Consider the following 19,839-nt stretch of genomic DNA (forward strand, 5'->3'; position numbering starts at 1 on the left):
CTCGCAGGCGCATGAACGTTGCCGTCCAAGGCCCCGGCCTACGGAAGTGAGGTCACGTCATGTCCGTGAACGACGAACTGACGTCCATCCAGCGCTGTCTCGACGACCTGTTCCGCTCCATGGGCCGCCTGGAACAGCAGATCGGCAAGGGCGGCCTGGAACTTCGCCGCCTCCGCAGCGACGCCAACCACCTGCGCGAAAGCCTCGCGCTGCTCCGCGAGGCCGCCCCCGGGCTCGCACAGCCCCGGCGCCCCGACCTCGTGACGATCCCCGACACCCCGTACGACAACGCCCTCTGGACGGACTCGGACGACGAAGGACTCGGCGCCCACGACCGTCACGCCCCCTGAGAATCCGACCGGAGTTCTCCTTGGCCACCGATACGGAACCCCATCCTCAGAGCGGCGGTGTACGCACCCGTACACGCGCCGCCATCGACGCCCCGCACCTGCGGACCGACCGCTGGTGGCTGGCGCCCGCCGCCACGGCGGCCGGTCTGCTGGCGTTCATCGTGTACTCGACCTGGCGGGCGTTCGCGAACGCCGACTACTACGCGGCCCCGTACGTCTCGCCGTTCTACTCGCCCTGTCTGGCGGACAACTGCGCGCCCATGCGGCACGGCCCCAACGCCGACCTCTTCGGCGCCTGGTGGGGCATCTCCCCCGCGATCATCATCCTGATCTTCCCGCTGGGCTTCCGCCTGACCTGCTACTACTACCGCAAGGCCTACTACCGGGGCTTCTGGGCGAGCCCGCCGGCCTGCGCGGTCGCGGAACCGCACAAGAAGTACACGGGTGAGACCCGCTTCCCGCTGGTCTTCCAGAACATGCACCGGTACTTCTTCTACGCGGCCCTCGTGGTCGCCGGGATCCTCACCTACGACACGGTCCTGGCCTTCCGCGACGAGCACTACAACTGGGGCCACATGGGCCTCGGTTCACTGGTCTTCCTGCTCAACATCACGCTGATCTGGGCGTACACGCTCTCCTGCCACTCGTGCCGGCACATCGTCGGCGGCAAGCTCAAGCACTTCTCCAAGCATCCCGTGCGCTACCGCGCCTGGCAGTGGGTCGGGAAGCTGAATGACCGTCACATGCTGCTCGCCTGGGCGTCGTTGGTGAGCGTGGCGCTCGCCGACTTCTATGTGTACCTGGTCGCCTCCGGCGCTTTCGATGATCCGACCATCTTCTAGAGGAAAAGGAACAGCTTCTGATGTCCGTGGTCGACCGGCAGGAATGGGACGTTGTCGTGGTCGGCGCGGGCGGCGCGGGACTGCGCGCCGCCATCGAGGCACGCGAGCGGGGCGCCCGTACGGCGGTGATCTGCAAGTCCCTCTTCGGCAAGGCGCACACGGTGATGGCCGAGGGCGGGATCGCCGCCGCCATGGCCAACGTCAACAGCCACGACAACTGGCAGGTCCACTTCCGCGACACCATGCGCGGCGGCAAGTTCCTCAACCAGTGGCGGATGGCGGAGCTGCACGCGCAGGAAGCCCCGGACCGGGTCTGGGAGTTGGAGACCTGGGGCGCCCTCTTCGACCGTACGAAGGACGGCCGGATCTCCCAGCGCAACTTCGGCGGCCACGAGTACCCGCGCCTCGCGCACGTCGGCGACCGCACGGGCCTGGAGCTCATCCGCACCCTCCAGCAGAAGATCGTCTCCCTCCAGCAGCAGGACAAGAAGGAGACCGGCGACTACGAGTCCCGGCTGAAGGTCTTCCAGGAGTGCACGGTCACCCGCGTGTTGAAGGACGGCAGCCGGGTCTCCGGTGTCTTCGCGTACGAGCGTGAGACCGGCCGTTTCTTCGTCCTCGAAGCCCCGTCCGTCGTCATCGCGACCGGCGGTATCGGCAAGTCCTTCAAGGTGACGTCGAACTCGTGGGAGTACACGGGCGACGGCCACGCGCTGGCGCTGCTCGCCGGGGCGCCGCTGCTGAACATGGAGTTCGTGCAGTTCCATCCGACGGGCATGGTCTGGCCCCCGTCGGTCAAGGGCATCCTCGTAACGGAGTCGGTCCGCGGCGACGGCGGTGTACTGCGCAACTCAGCCGGAAAACGCTTCATGTTCGACTACATCCCGGACGTCTTCAAGGAGAAGTACGCCGAGTCGGAGGCCGAGGGCGACCGCTGGTACGAGGACGCGGACAACAACCGCCGGCCCCCCGAACTGCTCCCCCGCGACGAGGTGGCCCGCGCCATCAACTCCGAGGTCAAGGCGGGCCGTGGCTCCCCGCACGGCGGTGTCTTCCTCGACGTGTCGACGCGCATGCCCGCCGAGGTGATCCGGCGCCGACTGCCGTCCATGTACCACCAGTTCAAGGAACTGGCGGACGTCGACATCACCGCCGAGGCGATGGAGGTCGGGCCCACCTGCCACTACGTGATGGGCGGGATCGCGGTCGAGTCCGACACCGCGGCGGCGCGCAACGTCCAGGGCCTCTTCGCGGCCGGTGAGGTCGCGGGCGGGATGCACGGCTCCAACCGGCTCGGCGGCAACTCCCTCTCCGACCTGCTGGTGTTCGGCCGCCGGGCCGGACTGCACGCGGCCGAGTACGCCAACACGCTCGCCGCCCGTCCGCGCGTGGACGACCCCCAGATCGACGAGGCGGCGGCCGAGGCCCTGCGCCCCTTCTCCGCGGAGAGCCCGACCCCCGGCAAGGACGAGGGACGCCCGGTGGAGAACCCGTACACCCTCCACCAGGAACTCCAGCAGACCATGAACGACCTGGTCGGCATCATCCGCCGCGAGGGCGAGATGGCGCAGGCGCTGGAGAAGCTGGCCGAGCTGCGGGTACGGGCCCACCGGGCCGGCGTCGAGGGCCACCGCCAGTTCAACCCGGGCTGGCATCTCGCCCTCGACCTGCGGAACATGCTGCTGGTCAGCGAGTGCGTGGCCCGGGCGGCGCTGGAGCGCACCGAGTCGCGCGGCGGCCACACCCGTGAGGACCATCCGACGATGGACCGCGAGTGGCGCAACGTGAACCTGCTGTGCCAACTCGCTGATCCCGCCGCCGGGTTGGCTGCCACGGACCCGGTGAGCGGCCTGGTCGCCCTCACCCGCGAGACCACCGAACCCGTCCGCCCCGACCTGCTCGCCCTCTTCGAGAAAGAGGAGCTGGTCAAGTACCTCACCGACGAGGAGCTTTACGAGTGAGCACCAGCGCAGTGAGCAGCAGCTACGAGGCCCGCTTCAGGGTGTGGCGCGGCGATGTGAAGGGCGGTGGGCTGAAGGACTTCGCGGTCGAGGTGAACGACGGCGAGGTCGTCCTCGACATCATCCACCGGCTCCAGGCGACCCAGGCCCCCGACCTCGCCGTCCGCTGGAACTGCAAGGCGGGCAAGTGCGGTTCGTGCTCGGCGGAGATCAACGGCCGTCCCCGGCTGCTGTGCATGACCCGGATGTCGGTGTTCAGCCGCGAGGAGACGATCACCGTAACTCCCTTGCGGGCCTTCCCCGTTGTCCGGGACCTCGTCACCGACGTCGGCTTCAACTACACGAAGGCCCGCGAGGTGCCGTCCTTCGTGCCGCCGGACGGACTGGGCCCCGGTGAGTACCGGATGATGCAGGAGGACGTGGACCGGCCGCAGGAGTTCCGCAAGTGCATCGAGTGCTTCCTGTGCCAGGACACCTGCCATGTGGTCCGCGACCACGAGGAGAACAAGCCGGCCTTCGCGGGCCCGCGTTTCCTGATGCGCGTCGCGGAACTCGACATGCACCCCCTGGACGCGGCGGCGGAGTCCGGCCTGGACCGCAAGAAGACCGCCCAGGACGAACACGGCCTCGGCTACTGCAACATCACCAAGTGCTGCACGGAGGTGTGCCCGGAGGGCATCCACATCACGGACAACGCGCTGATTCCCCTGAAGGAACGGGCCGTTGACCGCAAGTACGACCCGCTGGTGTGGCTGGGCTCGAAGATCAGGAGGCGCGGCGCGGGCTCATGAGCAGGTTGATGATCTGTTCGAGGCTGTGCTCGGCGATCTCGCGCATGAAGGCGGGGTCCGGGAACGCGCCCACGTCGAGGAGTCGCAGCGGGCCCGTGGCCAGAGAGAGGTGCATGGCGAGCCGGTAGAGGCGTAGTCGGTTCGGATCGAGGTCCGGAGCAGCCAGGCTTCGGTACAGCGTCCCGAACCGCTGGCGCAGGAACACGTGCTCCCACTCCGCATCGAAGTACAGCAGACCCTCGATGTCGATGAGCGCAGGTTCGCCGTCCGGGGTCACCAGGACATGATCGGGGCCGAGTTCGCCGTGGATGAGGGAGAGCGGGCCGGTGTGGGGGCGGACCTCGGCCGCCAAGTGCCGTACGAGGGCCGCCAGTTCGCCGTGCAGGGCGGCGGCTCGTGGCTGTCGTACGACGAGGTCGTCGAGGTCGTGCAGCGCCCGGTCCGTGAGGATCTGCTCGCACGAACTCCCGTACGACACCCCGCCCTTGTCGACGAGGCCGACCTTGCCGAGGCGGGGTCCGGTGGTGCCGTGCAGTACGCCGAGCAGGTCCGCGAGCCGGTCCAGTACCTGGGCGCCGGTCTCCGGGTCGCGCTCCAGGAGCACCTCCAGGTCGCCGCCGCCCGGGTGCCCCCGTACGTCCTCGACGACCGCCGCGTCCGCCGGGAGGTGGTTGTGCGCGGGGTCGGCGTACAGGAGGCGCGGGGTGCGGACGCCGACGGCCGCGAGGCGGTCGTGGCACGCCGTGAACAGGTCGAGGCCGGTGGCGTGGGCGAGGGGGTCGCGGTGGTCGACGGGGCCCGCGTCCCAGAGGTCCTCGTCCGGCGACCAGACATACGCGATCGCCGTCGTGCCGTCGTCGAGGGCGAGCCGGTAGACGCCCTTCTTGCTGCCGCCGCGCACCCGGGTGACGCCGGTCAGCGAACGGTTCCGGCCGAGGGCGGCGCGGGTGAGGGGGGCTAGGTCGGCGGCGGTGAGTTCCCTGCGGGGCGTGCCGGTCATGAGGCGAGGAGCGGGCGGGTGGACAGCACCTGGAGGTAGCCGCCCGTCCCGATCATCAGCACGCTGGAGACAAAGGCGGCGTCGATGAGGGCCGGGGAGCCGTCGAACACGTCAAACGCCCCGTACGACATGCTCAGGAGCAGGCCCGCGGCGAAGAGAACCGTTCCGTAGCCCCACAGGGCGGGCCGCAGGGTCCGGCGCCGCAACCACGGCAGCAGCCATCCGGTGGCGACCGCCACCACGCCGCACACGACCATGCCGCCCAGCACCGATGCGGCCGTCGCCACCAGGTACCCGTTCATCCCCCGCCCCCTTCGAACACGTCTCCGCAAACCCTACCCACTGCCCCTGTTCCGCCACTCCTGCCCCACCCCGGTCGCGATACCGCGATCATCCCCATACGCTCGCAAATGTGACGCCCTCCCTTACCAGGGGCCGGCCACGGCGAGCCGCGTCCCACATACCCGTGCGTCTGGCGCACACCGCGCTGGGCGGGGCGATCGGGGTGATGTGGCTGGTGCTGCCCGGAGTGACGGCGGACCACTCGGACCACGAGGTTCCCGTGTCGGCGGTCGGCAGCGCGCGCGGGACCGCGGCCCAGGAGGACGAGACCTCCACCGGCGATCTCGTCCTGCCCCTCGTGGCGGCGGGCACGGCGACCGCGGTGGCCGCGTACACCTACGCCCGCCGCAGACGCCGGGCCCGGACCCACACGCCCGCGACCGCCGGCGCCGGGCCCGCCCAACTCCCGCCCCCGGCCCCGGAACTCGACCGGCAGGCCCGCAGGTCGCTGGTCACGGCCGACGACTGCGTACGCACCAGCCGTGAGGAACTCGGCTTCGTGGAGGGGCTGTTCGGGGCCGAGGCGGTCGCGCCCTTCACGGAGGCCGTGCGCTATGCCGAGGCCGAGCTGTCGGCCGCCTTCCAGCTGCGCCAGACGTACGACGACAACCCGACGGACGCCTCCCGGGACATCCTCGACGAGATCGTCGCGCGGTGTGTGGACGCGGGCCGGCGGCTGGACGCGGAGGCCGCCGGCTTCGACCAACTGCGCGCCCTGGAACAGGACATGAGCGGCGCCCTGAGACACGCCGAGGTGCGCTTCCGGGAGCTGAACGGCCGTACGGGAGCCGCCGGGTCGACCCTGGCCGACCTCGGTGAGCGGTACGCGCCCACCGCGTCCTTCTCCGTCTCAAGCCAGGTCGAACAGGCCAAGGACCGGCTGGTGTTCGCCACGACCGGGCTCAACAGGGCCCGCCAGTCCGCCGACTTGGGCGAGACGGACCGGGCCGTGCTGCATCTGCGCGCCGCCGAGGGCGCGATCGCCCAGGCCGAGGTGTTCGTGGACGGCGTCGACCGCCTCGCGTCCGCACTGGCCGCCGCCGCACAGGCACTGCCGGAGGCCCTGGACGATGCGGAGGCGGCGGTCGTGGAGGCACGGGAGCGGCTGGCGGCGGGTACGGCGGCGGACGAGCCCGTCGGTGCGCTGGAGGGGCATGTCCGGCGCGCCGAGGCCACGCTGGCCGTCGTACGGGAAGAGGCCGCCGCCGGGCCCTACGACCCCCTGGAGGCCCTGCGCCGGGTCACGGAGGTGTCCGCACCCCTCGGGACGGTCCCCTGCGCCGTCCGGCTCGTCGCGCGCGGGACCACCGCCGACGCGGACGGCCTGGTCGGCACACACCGGGGCGCGGTGGCCGCCGAGGCCCGGACCCGCCTGGCGGAGGCCCGCCGCCTGCTGGACCGGGACCCGGCAGAGGCCGACACCTTCGCCCGCCAGGCCCGAGAACTGGCCGAACGGGACATCCGCGCCCACGGAAACCCGTACGGCGGCCGCCCCGAACACACGAACGGCGTCGCCGGCGCAGTCCTCGGCGGAATCCTCCTCGGCGACCTACCGGACGCGAAGGCCGAGGCGCTGACGGGCGGCGCACCGGGTTCGTTCGGCGGCCCGGCAACACGGGCACGACGGGGATAGCGCCCCACAGGGGCGCGGCCCGAAGGGGCGCGGGGCTGTGTCGATATGCGGCTCCGCCGCGTGGGCGCGACCAGCCACGACGGCCCCGCAGCCGCACGACGACACACCGAGGCAGGACAGTGGGCGCTCGGCCCAGCGCGAGCACCCCGCCCAGCGCCCCGTAAGAACTCCCCGTGAACTCCGTAAGAGCGAGTCTGTCCGTCAGAACAGACTCAGCAGCGCCTCCGCCGGGTCCGCGAGGACCGTCCCCCCGTCGGGGAGCGGCAACTCGAACCACACCGTCTTCCCCCGGGGGGTCCTGCGGGAGCCCCACGCCGCGCTGAGCAGGCCCACCAGCTGGAGGCCGCGTCCACCCTCGTCCGTGTCGCGCGCGCGGCGGCGACGCGGCTGGACCAGGCCCGCGTCCCAGACCTCGCACACCAGCATCCGGTCGAGGAGCAGGCGGAGCCTGATCTCGCCCTCGCCGTAGCGCAGCGCGTTGGTGACCAGCTCGCTGACCAGCAACTCCGTGGTGTCGATGAGGGGTTCGAGGCCCCACGCGGTGAGCTGCGTGCGGGTGTACTCACGGGCGCGGCCCACGCTGCGCGGTTCGCGCGGCAGGGTCCAGTCGCCGACGGAATCGGCGGGCAGCCCTTGGACACGTGCCATCAGCAGGGCGATGTCGTCCTCGCCGTGGTGGGTGTCGAGGGTGTTGAGGACGTGGTCGCAGACGTCCTCCAGCGGCTGGGAGGGGTCGCTGAGGGCGCCCACGAATGCTTGCAGGCCCTCGTCGAGGGGGTGGTCGCGGGATTCGACCAGTCCATCCGTGTAGAGCGCCAAGAGGGAGCCTTCGGGGAGTTCGACCTCGACCTCCTCGAACGGCTCCCCGCCGACGCCGAGCGGCATGCCCGGCGGCACGTCGAGCATCAGCGCGTCCTCGCCCGGTTCGAGGAGGACGGGCGGCAGATGGCCGGCGTTGGCGAAGGTGCACCTGCGGGTCACCGAGTCGTAGACCGCGTAGATGCAGGTCGCGAGGTACACCTCGGAGAGGTCGGCGTCGCGGGGCTGGCGGGCGGCACGGGTGGCCTGCTGGACGCCGCCGGGGGTGCCCAGGCCGCGCGCGATCTCGTCCAACGCGGAGAGGACCTCCGCCGGTTCGAGGTCGAGCAGGGCCAAGGTGCGGACCGCCGTACGGAGTTCACCCATGGCTACGGCGGCGCGCAGCCCCCGTCCCATCACGTCGCCGACCACCAACGCGGTGCGGTTGCCGGGGAGTTCGATGACGTCGAACCAGTCGCCGCCGACCTCGGTGGCCGCGTTGCCGGGGAGGTAACGGCAGGCGATGTCCAGGCCGGAGGCCTCCGGGTCTCCCGGGGGCAGGAGCGACCGCTGGAGGATCAGGGCCCGTTCGTGCTCGCGCCGGTACAGGCGGGCGTTGTCGATACAGACGGCCGCCCGTGCGGCCAACTCCCAGGCCAGCGCCCGGTCCCGCTCCCCGAACGGCTCGCTGCCCTTCGTACGGGAGAACTGGGCGAGGCCCACGACGGTGTCGTGGGCGACCATCGGGACGGCCAGGGTGGACTGGATGGCGCCGTTGTCCTCGGCGGGGACGAGTTGGGGGCGGGCGGTGCGCAGGGCGTCCGCGCAGGGCGAGTTGAACGGGAAGTGGTGCACGGCGCCGACGGCGACGGGTGCCTTGCCGCCCGCGAAGGGCGCGTCGGAGACGGCGCTGGCGTAGGCGACGCGGCGGAGTTCGGCGCTGCCGTCGGCGAGCCCGGGCGGGGTCTCGTCGCCGGCCAGCAGACCCTGGTACAGGTCGACGGTCGCGAGGTCGCAGAAGCCGGGGACGACGACGTCGAGGAGTTCGCGCGCGGTCGTTTCCAGGTCCAACGAGTTCCCGATGCGGGAGCCGGCCTCGTTCAGAAGGGCGAGATTGCGCCGCGCGGCGGCGGCCTCGCGGGCGGCGGCGCGACGGGCGGTGATGTCGAGGGCGAGCCAGGCGACACCGATGGGACGGCCGGTGCCGCTGTGCACGCGGTACAGGTTGACCGACCAGTGCCGGCGCTCGTCGGAGCCGGGCACGAAGCCGGTGATGTGCATGTCCGTTATCGAGTCGCCGGTCTCCAGGACCCGGCGCAGCGTCGCGGAGACCCGCTCGGCCTCGGGAGAGCGCAGGTAGTCGTGGACACCGCGGCCCCGGTGGTCGTCGACCATGCCGCCGTAGACCGAGGCGAAGCGCTGGTTGGCGCGCCGGATCCGGAGATCGGTGTCGATGAGCAGAAAGCCGAACGGAGATTGTCCGAATATCGCCTGCGAAGCGGCGAGGTCGGTCTCGATCTGACGCAGCGTCCGGACATCGACAACGATGCAGACGGCGGCCTTCTCGCCCTCCTCCGTCCGCGTCGGCATCACATAGACCTCGGCGAGGCCCTCCCGCGGGCCGTCCTCACCCGGCCCGGACTCGCGGACGCGGAACGGCACGACGCCGGTCCACTCCCGGCCGTCGAGGATCTCCGCCATCTTCCGCTGGCCGCGCTCGCGCAGATCGGGGTCGATGAAGGCATCGATGGGGTCCATGCCCACGGCCCGCCCGGCGGGGATGCCGAAGATCTTCTCGGCGCGCAGGCTCCACTGGTCGACAAGGCCGTCGGGGCCGATGGAGAACGACGCCACCTTGATGTAGTCGTAGATCGAGCCGGGCGGGCTGCTCTGCCACATGGGGTCACCTGTCACGTCACGCGCGTAGTCCTGCGCGGTGTCACGTGTCGCATCGCGCACCGGCCCGCCCATGGTGCCACGCGTGGTTTCACGTGTCGCATCGCGTATCGCGTCACCGCCCGCGGAACTCCTGACACCCGTCGCACGACGTGGCGCACCGGCCGCGGCATCACCCACGACCCCCGCACTCGCGCCGCCCGACGGGTCCTTGGACTCCGTGGCCTTCGCTGGTATCTCGCTCACGCGAACCGTCCCCTCCAGCTCACCGCGTCCGGCACCGGTCACCGGGGGCGGCTGCCCGCAGTATCCAGCACTACGGCGCCCCACAACACGGTGTTCACGATCACAGGCCGATCCCGATGCTTTTCGGACCGGCCCGCGACAACACTCCCAGTCTTCTAACCAGGGGAGCACCCGTCGAACCCCGATCGACGACAACTGCCAGTGGCCTGAACCACAAGGTCGACAGCTCAGGGGCGGGCGTACAGCCGATGTTCGCACCGGCGCACGGTTCGTCGCTCTCCGTGCACGGGTCCGCTCCACCCTCGCTCAGCCCGGTACCGACAGCTCGAACCACACCGTCTTGCCCGCGTCGGCGGGGCGGGTGCCCCAGCGGCTGGCGGAGCGGGCGACCAGCTGGAGCCCCCGGCCACCCTCCTCGTCGGGCCGGGCCGCACGCTCGCAGGGCAGGTCGGGCAGCGGGTCGGACACCTCGACCAGGAGCGTGGCGGAGATCCCGGCGGGCCGCACCAGCCGTACACCGATGGGGCCCGTGGCATGCCTCAGGGAGTTGGTCACCAGCTCGCTGACCAGCAGGGCGGCGATGTCACCGAGGGCGTCGAGCCCCCAGTCGCGCAACTGTCCGCGCACGACCACACGGGCTCCGCGCACGGCGCCGGGCTCCGCGGGAAAGCTCCACTCGGCGCAGTCGCCTTCGGTGTCGATCACGCCGATCACTTCCCAGGCCAGCGACCCACCCATGTCCGGTTTCATGGGGTTAATGGGCACATACCCGATATTCACGGCCCAGTACCGCCTCCGAGGGCGCACTGTGGCACGAACGGCGTACGGGGCGTGCGCACCGGGAGCCTTCGGCACCGCCCACTCCTGCCATACCCTCGGCGGCGCCCCTGCCGGCTCAGCCCAGCCGGGCGACCGCTTCCCGGACCGCCGGTACGTCCTGATCCAGCCAGTCCACGTCCCAGATCTCGGCCGGGGTCAGCCAGCGCAGTTCGTCGTGGTCCTGGAGGGGCTTCGGCTCGGCCGAACCGGCCGGGAGCCGCACGGTCCAGACCCACAGGACGTACGGCGGTTTCAGGGGCCACTCCCCCGGGATGCGCTCGACGGGTTCCGCGTCGACACCCAGCTCCTCGCGCAGTTCGCGCACGAGGGCGTCCTCGGGCGCCTCACCGGGTTCGACCTTGCCGCCGGGCAGTTCCCAGCGGCCGGCCAGTTCGGGGGGCGCGCTGCGGCGGGCGGCGAGGAGGCGTCCGTCGCGCAGCAGGGCGGCGCCGACCACGACGATCCGCGCGGTCGGATGTGTCCGTTCCGTCATAGGCCGGAGCCTACGGGAGCGGGGTCACCTGGTTCCGTTCTGCCCGATCCGCTCGACCCAGTACAGCTGCTTGTGGCCGCGGTCGTCGAGGCTGTCGGCGATCTTCTGGGCTTCCGCACGGGTCGCGTACCGGCCCACGCGGTAGCGATTGCCGTTGTCGTCCTGCCTTATGACGAGCCAGGGAAGAGTGATCGTCCCGTCGCTCATGGAGCCCCTCCACTTCCCGCCCCCGGCTTGCGCCGCGCCCCGCCCGCTAAGGAAACCGCAATCCGCATATGCCCGAGCCTACGCCTAACCTTTACGCACCGAATACGGAATTTCACAAAGAGGTACGCAACCGGCCAGGGCCCAGGGGGCGCACGACATCGAACGCGCCGTCGAAAGGGCACGGTGTGTCCGGTCAGCGGCACACCGTGCCCCACGGGGCGACCTGCGAGAACGGCCAGAATCCAACGGCCCGGTGGGTGGCGGTGGTTGGCGGGGCAGCGGTGAAGAGGGGAGCGTTCGAGAAGTCAACCGCCCCTGCGTGTGGGCTACTTCACTGGCAGGTGGTACGCGACCTGGTAGCGGTCCGCGGGGATCACGACGTCGGCCGTCTCGACCGGGCGCCCCGAGGCGTAGTAGGTGCGGTGCACGACGAGCACCACATGCCCGGGGACACCGCCCAGGGCCTGCAGTTCCTCGGCGAGGCCGGGGCGGGCGCCGACCTCCTCCGTGACGTTGTCCACGATCACGTCGATGGCCGCCATGCGCTCGACGACGCCCATCCCGCCGAGCGGGCCCTCCTCGGGCAGCATCACCGGCGTACGACCGGTGACCGCGAGGGGCTCCCAGGAGGTGGAGAGCATCATCACCTCGCCGGCGTCCCGGAAGACGTACTTCGTGCACATCACGCGGTCGCCGGGCAGCAGACTGAGCCGCTCGGCGATGGCACCGCTCGCCTCGGTCTGCGCGCTGCTGGACTCCCAGGTGCCGCGCGCCTCCGCGTCGGACTGCTCCTGCCGGAACGGTGTCGCACCGCCGTCCGGCCGGAAGCCGGAGCGGGCGATCCGGCGCGGCACGGGACGCTCGCGCACGTACGTCCCCGACCCGGAGCGGCCCTCGACGAGCCCCTCGGCCATCAGCACCTTGCGCGCCTCCAGCGCGACCGTGTCCGAGACGCCGTACTCCTCCCGGATCCTGGCCTGGGAGGGGAGGCGGGTGTGCGGTGGCAGCGAACCGTCGACGATCTTCTGTCGTAGATCACCCGCGACACGCAGGTAGGCCGGCTGCTCACCGAATGTCACGGGCCGCTCCCATCAGGTTGTACAGACAGCGACAGCCTGGCAACCATGGGTTGCGACATGCAAGCAAAGGCCAGGGAATCACTCGATGTGATGACATGCGTGGCCGGGAGGCATGGGACGAGTGCCTGCGCAGGCGCGTTCTCCCCGCTCCGGCCGTCGTCACACATCGATGCCGGTGTCCCCGCCGGTGTCCTCGCCGGTGCCCTCCGGGTCGTACTCGTACTCGGGCGGGGTCGTCGCGAGCCCCAGCCCCTTGCGCGCGGTGACCGTGCGGTCGGCGTCGAGCAGCGAGTAGCCGGTGTCGTAGTGGTCGTAGAAAGTGTCCACGTCGGTGGCAACGGCCGCCTTCGCCCACTCCACGCGCGCGCTGCGCAGGTCCTTCACGAGCGCGGTGACGCTGGGCGAGGCCGGGGCGGCGAACCGGTGTTCGGTGAGCAGGCCGATCTGCTCGTCGAGCGCGTCCGTCATCTGCCCCGCCCACTCCTTGTGGCCCGGCAGGTCGTCCTCGACGTACTCCTCCACGGGCTCCGCGTCCATCGCCGTGTTGAGGACCTGGGCCGCCTTCAGATACGTCAGCTGGTCGGCGTCGAGCGTCGTGGCGTCGTTGCGCAGGGAGCCGGTGAGGGTGCCGTCCGTCTCGACGCTGCCGAAGACGCAGGTGACCTCGTGGTCGCCGAGGCGCCAGCTCTGGCTGGTCGGGGTGAGGTAGTAGACGTCGACGTCGTCCGGCACGGCCCAGGTGTCCATCGCGTAACTGTCCTCAAGGGCATAGCACTTGTCGTCGGCGATCTCGGTGACGCGGTCGTCGCCCGGGTAGGAGCCGGACGGGAGCTGGAAACTGGCGAAGACCTCGCCGTCGTGGGCGGCGGAGCAGGGCACGGTGTCGACGTCGTACGCGTAGCCCTCCAGGGAGCCGTCCAGGGAGTTGAAGCAGTCGCCCTTGGCGAGGGAGAAGGTGCTGTTGCTGTCCTCGGCTGCGTCCTTGAAACCGTCCCAGGCGTCGGAGAGGCCTCCGGTGCCGAGGAGCAGCGCCCAGAGGGCGAGTCCGACGGTCGACAGCACGGAGCCTGCGATCGCCATGCCCTTGCCGCGCTCGCCCTTCTTGCGGATCTGCACGAGGGCGACGATGCCGAGGACGAGGCCGAGGGCGGGCAGGAAGCAGAGGATGCCGAGGACGAGGGAGGCGATGGCTACGCCGTTGACGGGGGCGGGCTGGTTGTACGGGGAGTAGCCCTGGGCCCAAGGGGCGTAAGGGGCTTGGGGGTAGCCCTGGTACGGGGAGTAGGGCCCCTGGGGGTACTGGGGTTGCTGCGGCTGGCCGGGTCCAGGGGGCGGGGGTATGGCCACGAGCGGGGGGCTCCTCGTCGGGGTGGTGGGAACTGACGTACGACTTGGCGCATGTTAGGGGAGTTTCGCCCCCGCCGCCCCTACCCGTTCCCATCCCTGGGGGCTGCCGCCCCCAGACCCCCGCTGTCGGCCTGAACGGCCTCGTCCTCAATCGCCGGACGGGCTGGGTAGTCAGCCCGTCCGGCGATTGAGGACAAAGGGGGTCCGGGGGCAGCGCCCCCGAGGATGGGACGGGTAGGGGCGGCGGGGGCGAGACAAAAGCGGGCGGACTCGCAACTACTCTGCGTGCATGAGCCCACTGCCGGACTGTTACTGCCCCACGGACGGCACCCGCGTCCCCGCAGGCACCCTCACCTGGCGCTGCCCCCTCTGCCAAGGCCCCCTGGACCTCGACTTCGCCCCCACCCCCGCCTCCCTCAAATCCCTCACCGGCAGAGTGAACTCCCTCTGGCGCTACGCCGAAACCCTCCCCCTCCCCACCCCCACCACAACCCTCGGTGAGGGCCGCACCCCTCTCGTCGAACTCCGCGACGGCATCTCCGCAAAGCTCGACTTCCTGATGCCGACCCTCTCCTTCAAGGACCGCGGCGCCGTACTCCTCGCCGAACTCGCCCTCCGGCTGAACCCGCATCAGGTCATCGCCGACAGCAGCGGCAACGCGGGCACCGCGATCGCCGCCTACTGCGCCCGCGCCCGCCTCCCCTGCACGGTGTACGTCCCCGACGGCACCTCCGCGAAGAAACTGGAGCAGATCGAGGCACACGGGGCCAGGGTCCACGTCGTCGACGGCAACCGGGCCGCCACCGCGGCAGCGGCCCGTACGGCGGCCGACGCCCCGGGCACCTTCTACGCCTCCCACGTCTACAACCCGTACTTCCTGCACGGCACGAAGACGTACGTCCACGAGCTGTGGGAGGACATGGGCGGCCGGCTCCCCGAGGTGCTCGTCGTCCCGGTCGGCAACGGCACCCTGCTGCTGGGCGCGGCCCTCGCCGTCGCCGAGCTGCACGGGGCCGGCCTCATCGACCGGCGCCCCGCCCTGTACGCCGTCCAGGCCGCCGCGGTCGCCCCACTGGCGCACGCCTGGGCCGAGGGCGCCACCGATCTGACCGGCAGCGCCCCGCCCCCGCCCTCCCCCACGCTCGCGGAGGGCATCGCGATCCCCGACCCGCCCCGCGCCCGCCAGATCCTGCGCGCGGTACGCGACTCGGGCGGCACGTTCCTCACCGTGACGGAGGATCAGATCCGGCACGCGCAAAGGGACTTGGCGTCACAGGGCCTGTACGTGGAGTCGACCGGCGTGGCCTGCTGGGCGGCGGTACGGGAGGGGGCGCTCGGGGCGCGGACGGCGGTGGTGCCGTTGTGCGGAGCGGGGCTCAAGACGGGCCTGGCGCCCGCCTGATGTCCGCCGCGAGCGGCCTCAGACGTCGTCGAACGCCGTCGCCCGCGTCCGCTTCTCCCAGCCGGCGACATCACCCCGTACGCCGTCCAGATGGTCGAGTACGGCGGTGACCGCGTCGTCGCCGAGGGGCAGGCGCAGCGGGGCCTCTTCGGCGTCGACGGCGGCGAGGATCAGGGCCGCCGCCTTCGCCGGGTCGCCGGGCTGGGCGCCGTCGTTCTCGGCGACCATGCGGCGGGTCGCGCCGACCGTACCGGTGTAGGCGCCGAGGTCCCGGCTGGTGCCCGCCCGGCCGCTGTCGAACAACTCGGTCCTGAAGGCCCCCGGTTCGACGATCAACACCTTGATCCCGAACCCGCGGACCTCCGCCGCGAGCGCCTCGGACATGCCCTCCAGCGCGAACTTCGTTCCGCTGTACGCCCCGAAGCCCGGCGTGGACAGCTGCCCGCCCACGCTGCTCATCTGCACGATCGTGCCCGAGCCCCGTTGCCGCATGTGCGGCAGCACGGCCCGTACGAGCGCGGCGGGCCCGAACACATGCAGGTCGAACAGGGCACGGAGTTCGGCGTCGGTGGTCTCCTCGAAGGCACCGACGTGCGTACGCCCCGCGTTGTTGACGAGCACGTCGATCCGCCCGTGCCAGGCGACCGTGTCCTCCACGGCGGTCCGGATCGCGGTCAGGTCGGTGACGTCCAGGCGCAGTGCCTGGACCTGTTTGGGATGGGCGGCCACAAAGCCGTCCAAGGCGCCCGTACGCCGTGCGGCACCGACGACCACATCGCCCGCGGCGACCGCCGCCTCGGCGACGGCCCGCCCGAAGCCACTGCTCGCACCGGTGATGAACCAGACCCTGCTCATGAGGTCAGCCCTCCCGTAGACCGCTGTCCGCTCACTGCCCCGACTGTTCAGAAGCTCGGGGAGCAGCCTAGAGGGAGCGCGGCTTCCGCAGGGTGGCGTACGCCTTCACAGGGCCGAATAAAGTCCCTGGTCGGCGAGGCGCCGACCGGGGTTCAGCCGCTCACCGCCCGCAGCGCTCCGGGCCTGCGGCCGTTGAGGCGGTCGAGAGCGGTCGCCGTGACCTCGTCGGCCGGGATGTGCACCACCAGGCGCCGGCCCTCGTCGCGGAGTACGAGCGTCTCGTACGACAGACGCGGTCGCCCCGCCTCCGGGTGATCCACCAGCTCGGTCCCGAACCGGGCGGGCGTGACCGGAACGGCGGTGAGACGGTCCCTGAACGGCGCCCCGGCCGCCGCGAGTTCCTCGGCCAGGGCGGTCACATGGAGGTCGTTCAGCGAGGTCTCGTCGCGCAGGTGGGCGATCTGTTCGTCGGCCTGCCGGTCCCATCCGGGGTAGACCGCGCGGGCCCGGTCGTCGGTGAAGGTGAACAGGTACCGCAGGACGTTGGGCGGATCCCCGTCGAGCAGGCCCAGCGGGCGGGCGTACCGCTCGTAGCCCTCGGTGTGCGCCACGATGTCGCCCATCCAGTTGGTTGCGGTCGCGGCCCTGTTCGAGCCGGGTGAGGTACTCGACGCTGATACCGGCGAGGGTGGCCAGCTCGGCCCGGCGCAGCCCCGGCGTACGACGGCGGTCGCCTGGGGGCAGCCCCACCTCGACGGGGGTGACTGCCTCACGGCGGGTGCGCAGGAAGGTGCCCAACTCGTTGGCGCTCACCTGTCGAACGTACAACCGGAGCCGCCGCGGAGGATGGCCCTGCCACTACCGCCCTTCGCCCGGTCTCCCTCTCCCGGCACGGGGCCCACACGCTGAGGCCATGAGCGACGACAACTCCACGAACACCACTGCCACTTCCGTCACTTCCTCCCTCGCCGAGCTGCCTCTCTCCCCCGGCGACCGGGAACTCGACCCCCTCGTCTCCATCGACACCGGCAACCCCGACCGCGACGCGCACACCCGCTCGGCCGACCTGCTCGACGTGGCGAAGCGCCCGACGATGTCGTTCCGTTCGACCCGTGTGTCCGGGGCGGACGAGGGCTGGACGATGGAGGGAGACCTGACCATCGGGGACGTGACCCGCCCGATCACGTTCGCCGTCGAAGTGGGCGGGGTGGCGGTCTTCCCCCCTGGACCAGCGGAACCACGCCGGCTTCGAGGCGACCGGCGAGATCCGCCGCAGCGACTACGGCCTGGACTTCGGCACCGGGCTCCTCAGCGACGCGGTCAAGATCCACCTGGACATGCAGTTCATCGGACCGGAGGGCGCGGACGGCTGACGGCCGGTCACTGTTCGACGACACCGTCCACACCCCGGGAATCGGCGGCTTCCGGCCGTCCGTCGGAGCGGGCGGAGGGCTATGCTGCGTGAAGGACGTCCCAGACCCCGGCGGCTTGTAGTTCCTTGATACAGATGGCTGCGGGGGCGGATCTTCCGTCCGTCACCCGGCGCATCCCTGGAGGGAACTGGGCGGGTCCACTCTCCTGTCGTACAGACTGCCGGACCGGCGTTCCTCCGCCTTCTTCGAACGTATGCCCCTGTCGCGAGCGCGCCCGGAGGGCCGGGACTTCCGGCGTCACCGCGTGCGCTGCCGGACAGCCCCGTGAACCGAGGCGTCATGCCCACTCCACAGCTCACCGTCTACCGACATGACCGAAGGGAACGGGCGCTGGTCACCCTGGCCGGTGAGATCGACCTGGAATCGGCGCCGCTGGTGCGCGCGGTACTGGCGGACTGTCTGCGCGACGGCATACGCACCATCGACATCGACCTCACCCCCGTCACCTTCTGCGACTGCAGCGGCCTCAACGCCTTCCTGCACGCCGCCCAGCGGACCACGGAGACAGGCGGAGCCCTGCGACTGCACAACCCGCCACCGATGCTGGCCCTCGTGCTCGAACTCACCGGCTCCGGGTTCCTGGTCCTCGGAATTCCGTTCGGGCAGTTGCCGCCTCTTCTCGAAGGTGTCCCCACCCCGGCGACCCAAACCCCGCCGCCCCGGCCTGTTCCCCTCGCCTCCGCCCTCCCGCGCGAGGTGCGATGACGGCCCGGCCGGAAGGACTCGCGCACGATGACTGGCCCCGGTGGCCCCGGTGGCCCCGGTGGCCCGGGTGATGCCCGGCAGCCGGTCGGCCAGGATCCAGGTGCTGGCCGCCGGGCAGGCGGCGCTGCGTGGTGCCCGGGTCGGTGTGGCGGATGTGTGCACGGCGGCGGTGGCTGCCCTGCCGGTCCGCGGGGCCGGGGTGTCGGCGATGTCCCGGACCGCGGCGAGCCATCCGCTGTGCAGCACCGACGACATCAGCGAGCAACTGGAGGAACTCCAGCTCACCCTGGGCGAGGGACCGTGTGTGGACGCCTTCACCCACGGTTCCGCCGTCCTGGTGCCCGATCTGCTGGCCGGCGAAGCGCAGGACCGCTGGACCGTGTTCGCCGACGCGGCCCTGGAGGCCGGGGCACGCGCGGTCTTCGCACTCCCCCTGCAGATCGGGGCGATCAGCCCGGGAGTCCTGGACCTGTACGCGGACGTACCGACCGTGCTGGACGCCGAGGAGCTGGCCGACGCACAGGCGTTCGCCGATCTCGCGACCCTGCTCCTGCTCGACGCGCGGATCGAGGAGACGGGCGCACCGGTCGACAGAGCGCCGAAGGACCGGGACGCCGAGAACCTGGGCGGATACCGGGCGGAGATCGACCAGGCCACCGGCATCCTCACCGTCCAGCTTGGCGTCGGTATCGACGAAGCCTTCGTCCGGCTCCGCGCCCACGCATACGCGCAGGGGCGACGGCTCGCCGACGTGGCCGCCGACGTGGTGGCCCGCCGGCTCCGTTTCTCACCCGACACCGAACCCCGACAGACCGATGGGGAAACCTGATGCACCGGTGCCGGCCGATGAACGTGCTGTGCTTCCCGCCCGCTTCCGACGGGACTAGTCTCAATCGAGGGTGTCACGATGAATCAGCAGCTCCTGGCCAAGACCTTCGTCGAACTGGCCGACAACCTGGTCGCCGACTTCGACCTCATCGACTTCCTGCGCCTGCTGACCGACCGCTGCGTGGGCATGCTCGACGCGAGCGCCGCGGGCGTACTGCTCGCCGACCGCGACGGCGAACTGCGCGTCATGGCCGCCTCCGACGAACGGGTGCGCCTGCTGGAACTCTTCCAGCTCCAGAACGACGAGGGCCCCTGCCTCGAATGCTTCCGCAGCGGCGCACCCGTGGCGGTCACCGACCTGACCCGGGAGATCGGCCGCTGGCCGCGCTTCGTCGCGGCGGCCCACCGCAGCGGCTTCGGGGCCGTCCAGGCCCTGCCCATGCGGCTGCGGGACGAGACCGTCGGTGCCCTGAACCTCTTCCACGCCGCCCCCGGCCCCTTCGACCCGGTCGGCACACTGGTCGCCCAGGCCCTGGCCGACGTCGCCACCATCAGCCTGCTCCAGCAGCGCTCCGCACACCGCAGCACCGTCCTCAACGAACAGTTGCAGAACGCCCTGAACAGCCGTGTGCTGATCGAACAGGCCAAGGGGAAACTCGCCGAACGCCAGAGCATCGACATGGAGCAGGCGTTCACCGCCCTGCGCACCTACGCCCGTGCGCACAACCGCCGGCTGTCCGATGTGGCCCGCGCCTTCATCGACAACTCCGAACCCCTTCCCGGCCTGGCGGTCTGACCCGACGGCCGCGGCG

At 71.1% G+C, this 19,839-nt stretch carries 19 protein-coding genes and 1 pseudogene; 10 read left to right on the forward strand and 10 right to left on the reverse strand.

Annotation, left to right across the window (positions count from 1 at the left end; translation table 11 throughout):
• Window positions 1-59: 59 nt before the first annotated feature.
• The 4 genes from LUX31_RS13850 to LUX31_RS13865 are packed head-to-tail and all read left to right on the forward strand — an operon-like array spanning window position 60 to window position 3,944.
• A complete protein-coding gene (locus tag LUX31_RS13850) occupies window positions 60-350 on the forward strand; it encodes a hypothetical protein (protein WP_235475083.1) in 291 nt (96 codons plus the stop codon).
• A 20-nt stretch (window positions 351-370) separates the two neighbouring features.
• Window positions 371-1,192, forward strand: a complete 822-nt coding sequence (locus LUX31_RS13855) for a hypothetical protein (protein ID WP_235475084.1) — start codon at window positions 371-373, stop codon at window positions 1,190-1,192.
• A gap of 20 nt (window positions 1,193-1,212) precedes the next feature.
• The gene (locus LUX31_RS13860; RefSeq protein ID WP_235475085.1) at window positions 1,213-3,153 is read left to right on the forward strand and encodes a fumarate reductase/succinate dehydrogenase flavoprotein subunit; all 1,941 of its coding nucleotides are present in this window, start codon (window positions 1,213-1,215) and stop codon (window positions 3,151-3,153) included.
• Entirely contained in the window at window positions 3,150-3,944 is a 795-nt protein-coding gene (locus LUX31_RS13865; protein WP_235475086.1) for a succinate dehydrogenase/fumarate reductase iron-sulfur subunit, read from the forward strand. The genes LUX31_RS13860 and LUX31_RS13865 overlap by 4 nt, the downstream gene beginning before the upstream one ends.
• On the opposite strand, the gene LUX31_RS13870 is transcribed toward LUX31_RS13865, so the two are convergent.
• Together LUX31_RS13870 and LUX31_RS13875 are read right to left on the reverse strand one after the other, a co-directional pair.
• The gene (locus tag LUX31_RS13870) at window positions 3,919-4,944 is read right to left on the reverse strand and encodes a phosphotransferase family protein (protein ID WP_235475087.1); all 1,026 of its coding nucleotides are present in this window, start codon (window positions 4,942-4,944) and stop codon (window positions 3,919-3,921) included. The two genes, LUX31_RS13865 and LUX31_RS13870, sit on opposite strands and share 26 nt — an antisense overlap.
• Window positions 4,941-5,246 carry a hypothetical protein gene (locus LUX31_RS13875; protein WP_235475088.1) on the reverse strand — a complete coding sequence of 102 codons (306 nt, stop codon included), beginning with the start codon at window positions 5,244-5,246 and terminating at the stop codon, window positions 4,941-4,943. The genes LUX31_RS13870 and LUX31_RS13875 overlap by 4 nt, the downstream gene beginning before the upstream one ends.
• Window positions 5,247-5,410: 164 nt before the next feature.
• Between LUX31_RS13875 and LUX31_RS13880 the strand changes: the two genes are divergently transcribed.
• On the forward strand, window positions 5,411-6,919 hold the full coding sequence (locus tag LUX31_RS13880; protein ID WP_235475089.1) for a hypothetical protein: 1,509 nt from the start codon (window positions 5,411-5,413) through the stop codon (window positions 6,917-6,919).
• Window positions 6,920-7,120: 201 nt separating this feature from the next.
• Here the strand turns inward: LUX31_RS13880 and LUX31_RS13885 are convergent, their stop codons facing one another.
• The 6 genes from LUX31_RS13885 to LUX31_RS13910 form a co-directional block, all read right to left on the reverse strand.
• The gene (locus LUX31_RS13885; RefSeq protein WP_235475090.1) at window positions 7,121-9,859 is read right to left on the reverse strand and encodes a SpoIIE family protein phosphatase; all 2,739 of its coding nucleotides are present in this window, start codon (window positions 9,857-9,859) and stop codon (window positions 7,121-7,123) included.
• A 306-nt stretch (window positions 9,860-10,165) separates the two neighbouring features.
• On the reverse strand, window positions 10,166-10,609 hold the full coding sequence (locus LUX31_RS13890) for an ATP-binding protein (RefSeq protein WP_235475091.1): 444 nt from the start codon (window positions 10,607-10,609) through the stop codon (window positions 10,166-10,168).
• Window positions 10,610-10,754: 145 nt separating this feature from the next.
• A complete protein-coding gene (locus LUX31_RS13895) occupies window positions 10,755-11,171 on the reverse strand; it encodes a (deoxy)nucleoside triphosphate pyrophosphohydrolase (RefSeq protein ID WP_235475092.1) in 417 nt (138 codons plus the stop codon).
• 24 nt (window positions 11,172-11,195) lie between these two features.
• Window positions 11,196-11,378 carry an SPOR domain-containing protein gene (locus LUX31_RS13900; RefSeq protein WP_105968232.1) on the reverse strand — a complete coding sequence of 61 codons (183 nt, stop codon included), beginning with the start codon at window positions 11,376-11,378 and terminating at the stop codon, window positions 11,196-11,198.
• 326 nt (window positions 11,379-11,704) lie between these two features.
• Window positions 11,705-12,457 carry a GntR family transcriptional regulator gene (locus LUX31_RS13905; protein ID WP_235475093.1) on the reverse strand — a complete coding sequence of 251 codons (753 nt, stop codon included), beginning with the start codon at window positions 12,455-12,457 and terminating at the stop codon, window positions 11,705-11,707.
• 159 nt (window positions 12,458-12,616) lie between these two features.
• Window positions 12,617-13,804 (reverse strand): DUF4190 domain-containing protein, encoded by a 1,188-nt coding sequence (locus LUX31_RS13910; RefSeq protein ID WP_235475094.1) that lies wholly within the window; start codon window positions 13,802-13,804, stop codon window positions 12,617-12,619.
• A 289-nt stretch (window positions 13,805-14,093) separates the two neighbouring features.
• Here LUX31_RS13910 and LUX31_RS13915 point away from each other — a divergent pair, with 289 nt between their 5' ends.
• The gene (locus LUX31_RS13915; protein ID WP_235475095.1) at window positions 14,094-15,206 is read left to right on the forward strand and encodes a pyridoxal-phosphate dependent enzyme; all 1,113 of its coding nucleotides are present in this window, start codon (window positions 14,094-14,096) and stop codon (window positions 15,204-15,206) included.
• 18 nt (window positions 15,207-15,224) lie between these two features.
• Here the strand turns inward: LUX31_RS13915 and LUX31_RS13920 are convergent, their stop codons facing one another.
• Window positions 15,225-16,061, reverse strand: a complete 837-nt coding sequence (locus tag LUX31_RS13920) for an oxidoreductase (RefSeq protein ID WP_235475096.1) — start codon at window positions 16,059-16,061, stop codon at window positions 15,225-15,227.
• Between the two features lie 152 nt (window positions 16,062-16,213).
• A pseudogene (locus LUX31_RS13925) lies at window positions 16,214-16,874 on the reverse strand (helix-turn-helix domain-containing protein).
• 100 nt (window positions 16,875-16,974) lie between these two features.
• Here LUX31_RS13925 and LUX31_RS37875 point away from each other — a divergent pair.
• The 4 genes from LUX31_RS37875 to LUX31_RS13945 all read left to right on the forward strand — a co-directional run bounded on the left by LUX31_RS37875 (window position 16,975) and on the right by LUX31_RS13945 (window position 19,823).
• A complete protein-coding gene (locus LUX31_RS37875) occupies window positions 16,975-17,526 on the forward strand; it encodes a YceI family protein (RefSeq protein ID WP_235475097.1) in 552 nt (183 codons plus the stop codon).
• 247 nt (window positions 17,527-17,773) lie between these two features.
• On the forward strand, window positions 17,774-18,199 hold the full coding sequence (locus LUX31_RS13935) for an STAS domain-containing protein (protein ID WP_235475098.1): 426 nt from the start codon (window positions 17,774-17,776) through the stop codon (window positions 18,197-18,199).
• 40 nt (window positions 18,200-18,239) lie between these two features.
• Entirely contained in the window at window positions 18,240-19,028 is a 789-nt protein-coding gene (locus LUX31_RS13940; RefSeq protein WP_235475099.1) for an ANTAR domain-containing protein, read from the forward strand.
• A gap of 78 nt (window positions 19,029-19,106) precedes the next feature.
• Window positions 19,107-19,823 (forward strand): GAF and ANTAR domain-containing protein, encoded by a 717-nt coding sequence (locus tag LUX31_RS13945; protein WP_235475100.1) that lies wholly within the window; start codon window positions 19,107-19,109, stop codon window positions 19,821-19,823.
• Window positions 19,824-19,839 lie beyond the last annotated feature (16 nt).

It is taken from the genome of Streptomyces sp. GQFP (assembly GCF_021545335.1).
Lineage (GTDB): Bacteria > Actinomycetota > Actinomycetes > Streptomycetales > Streptomycetaceae > Streptomyces.

Coding starts and splice junctions, on each gene's coding strand:
- LUX31_RS13850 (WP_235475083.1), top strand. CDS start 60: ATGTCCGTGAACGACGAACTGACGTCCATCCAGCGCTGTCTCGACGAC.
- LUX31_RS13860 (WP_235475085.1), top strand. CDS start 1,213: ATGTCCGTGGTCGACCGGCAGGAATGGGACGTTGTCGTGGTCGGCGCG.
- LUX31_RS13870 (WP_235475087.1), bottom strand. CDS start 4,944: ATGACCGGCACGCCCCGCAGGGAACTCACCGCCGCCGACCTAGCCCCC.
- LUX31_RS13875 (WP_235475088.1), bottom strand. CDS start 5,246: ATGAACGGGTACCTGGTGGCGACGGCCGCATCGGTGCTGGGCGGCATG.
- LUX31_RS13890 (WP_235475091.1), bottom strand. CDS start 10,609: ATGAAACCGGACATGGGTGGGTCGCTGGCCTGGGAAGTGATCGGCGTG.
- LUX31_RS13895 (WP_235475092.1), bottom strand. CDS start 11,171: ATGACGGAACGGACACATCCGACCGCGCGGATCGTCGTGGTCGGCGCC.
- LUX31_RS13900 (WP_105968232.1), bottom strand. CDS start 11,378: ATGAGCGACGGGACGATCACTCTTCCCTGGCTCGTCATAAGGCAGGAC.
- LUX31_RS13915 (WP_235475095.1), top strand. CDS start 14,094: ATGAGCCCACTGCCGGACTGTTACTGCCCCACGGACGGCACCCGCGTC.
- LUX31_RS13920 (WP_235475096.1), bottom strand. CDS start 16,061: ATGAGCAGGGTCTGGTTCATCACCGGTGCGAGCAGTGGCTTCGGGCGG.
- LUX31_RS37875 (WP_235475097.1), top strand. CDS start 16,975: ATGAGCGACGACAACTCCACGAACACCACTGCCACTTCCGTCACTTCC.
- LUX31_RS13935 (WP_235475098.1), top strand. CDS start 17,774: ATGCCCACTCCACAGCTCACCGTCTACCGACATGACCGAAGGGAACGG.
- LUX31_RS13945 (WP_235475100.1), top strand. CDS start 19,107: ATGAATCAGCAGCTCCTGGCCAAGACCTTCGTCGAACTGGCCGACAAC.